Origin of the sequence: Pseudomonas sp. S12(2018), from assembly GCF_024355235.1 — a bacterium.
GTDB classification, from domain to species: Bacteria; Pseudomonadota; Gammaproteobacteria; order Pseudomonadales; family Pseudomonadaceae; genus Aquipseudomonas; species Aquipseudomonas palmensis.
Genome location: NZ_QLAD01000022.1, coordinates 1 through 2391 on the forward strand (window position 1 = coordinate 1; position 2391 = coordinate 2391).

Annotated in this window: 2 protein-coding genes; both read right to left on the minus strand. The window is 64.8% G+C overall.

The window, feature by feature from the left end; all coding sequences use genetic code 11:
* The coding region (locus DN388_RS25310; protein ID WP_255002867.1) for a type VI secretion system tip protein VgrG at positions 1–1576 on the minus strand (1576 nt) is incomplete at its 3' end.
* Between the two features lie 87 nt (positions 1577–1663).
* Positions 1664–2182 carry an Hcp family type VI secretion system effector gene (locus DN388_RS25315; protein WP_043859617.1) on the minus strand — a complete coding sequence of 173 codons (519 nt, stop codon included), beginning with the start codon at positions 2180–2182 and terminating at the stop codon, positions 1664–1666.
* Positions 2183–2391 lie beyond the last annotated feature (209 nt).

The following is a 2391-nucleotide window of genomic DNA, read 5'->3' on the forward strand; positions in this document are numbered from 1 at the left end:
GCGGCTGGCCGCCCGAGGGGCGCGGGTGGGTCAGGTAGCCCAGGTTGATCGCACTGGCGCCATGGTCGCTGCGCAACGCGATGCTGATCTCGCTGGTGGTGTCGTCGATGCGCAGCTCGTTGCTGCGGCTGCCCTTGTATTCCTTGCTCTTGACCGTGGCCAGGGTCTTGAAGTCGGGCAACCGGTACGGCGGCAGGTTGGCGCCGTGGTACAGGCAACCGGTGATCAGCGGCTGGTCGGGGTCGCCTTCCAGAAAGGTGATCAGCACCTCCATGCCCACACGCGGCAGCGAGATGGCGCCGAAGCTGCTCTGGCTGGCCCAGTTGGAGGCCACGCGCATCCAGCAGGTGGTCTTGTCGTCCGACTGGCCTTCGCGGTCCCAGAAGAACTGCACCTTGACCCGGCCGTACTCGTCGCAATAGATCTCCTCGCCTTCGGGGCCGGTCACCACGGCGCGCTGGGAGCCCAGCACCCGTGGCTTGGGATGCCTCAGCGGCGGCCGATACGGCACGTCCCACGGCGTGGCGCAGAAGCGGTTGCGATAGCCCTGGTGGAAGTCGTCCTTGAGGTCGGTGACGTCGCTGCTGATCACCTCCTCGAGCACCTGCGGCTGCTTGCCTTCGTGGATGATTTCGGTGAGCAGCCACAGGTCGTTCCACGCCGGGTTGGCATGCTCGGTCAGGCTCAGAAAATGCCCGCTGACCAGGCTCGGCTGGTCGCTGCGGCCCTCGGCCAGGCGGTAGTCGCTGCGGTGGCGCTCCAGCGCGCGGGTGGCCAGGTGCTTGCCGCGCGCGCGGTCGCTGAAGCGCGCCGGGTAGTCGTAGTCTTCCAGGTCCGGCGCGGCACCGCTGTCGGCATCGCTTTCAAGCTGGATGCGCGGTTTGGTGAAGTCGTAGTCGCGCCGCGTGGTGCGGCTGGTGCGCGTGGCCAGGCGCAGGCCGAAGCGCTTGATCACCGGCACGTCGGCCACCAGCCCGGTGTCCTGCTGGTAGGCCACCGGGGCCAGCGTGGGGAATACGGTCTGGTCGTCGCCGAACACCAGCGCATGGCCCTGCGGGCTGTGCTGGAAGTGGTAGTGGATGCCCTCCTCCTCGCACAGGCGCTGGATGAAGTGCAGGTCGGACTCGTCGTACTGCACGCAGTACACCCGCTCGGGGTACACCGCGCCAAGCACGAAGCGGTGGTCGCTGGCGAGGATGCCGTGCTCCTCGAGCACCTGGGCGATGATCTGCGGCACCGTCTTGTGCTGGAAGATGCGCTGGTTGATGCGGTGCGCCAGGTACGCCAGCTGCGGGCGCAGCACCAGCCGGTAGCGCGACAGGCGCCGCCCGGCCTCGCCCTGCGCGGCGCTGTAGACCAGCCCGTGAATGCCGCTGCCGCTGGGCGACAGCTGCAGGAAGGCGAGCGTGTGCAGGAGGGATTCGAGGTTCAGCGACGCCCGTTCACTGACCAGCTCCAGTTCGAATTCGAACGGCTGGCTGAGCGCTTCGCGCCCGCTGAACGACAGCACCTGAAAGTCGCTGTCGACCCCGTCCAGGGTCAGGGTGAAATGGGGCTGGTTGGCCGCTGAGAACATCCGATGTTCCTCCCGCTGCAAAAACTGGGGTGACAGGCTGCCCCGGCCGGCCATGCTGGCTGGCCGGGGCAGTGAACTAACGCAGGCTTAGCCGGCGACCGGGGTACGCCAGTCGTCCGAGCCGGAGGTACCGGACACTTCGTGGGTCCAGGTGATCTTGCGGTAGGTGAAGTGCACGTCTTCAAGGTGGGTGAAGTGCGCGTTGGCCGGGTCCTGGCAGTTGTGCATGTAGTCCTTGATGTCGACGATGATCGCGTCTTCGAGCTTGGTGGTGAAATAGTGCTCCTGGGTGCCGGCCGCCGAGGTGCGGTACCAGTGGATGACGATTTCGGTCAGGCGCTCGCCGGAGGTCAGCGCGGCCAGCAGCAGGGGCGATGCCTTGTCGAAGACCTTGGTGATGACCACCGGCTTGTGCACGCGCTGGCCGGTCGGCTGACCGGACTGCGGGTCGCGCGGGATGATCACTTCGTGGTTGAAGCCCTGGACCATGACCTGGTCTTCGTGGCCTTCCTGGTAGGTGTTGCCGACCGAATCGGCGGTGAAGGCACCGGCGGTGATCAGGCCTTGTTTGGTGCCGGTGACGGACATGTAGGCAGGTGTTGCCATGGGGGTTTGCTCCTTGCAAAAAGTGAAGCCGGACAGGCGAAAAATGCCGTGCGGCTGCAAGGAGACAGTTCAAGACCCGTGCCAACTTAAATTTAGTTGTTGTTAATCAGTAGCTTGTGTTTTTACTGTACGTTTTTTGAGCACTTTTACGCGAGAAAACCCGAAAAAGTGCGCAACTTCTTGCGCAGTACTGTGCAAGAAGTTGCGCA

What these genes read in the sequence shown, in the direction of transcription:
- DN388_RS25315 (WP_043859617.1), bottom strand. Translation starts at nt 2,182, where the DNA reads ATGGCAACACCTGCCTACATGTCCGTCACCGGCACCAAACAAGGCCTG.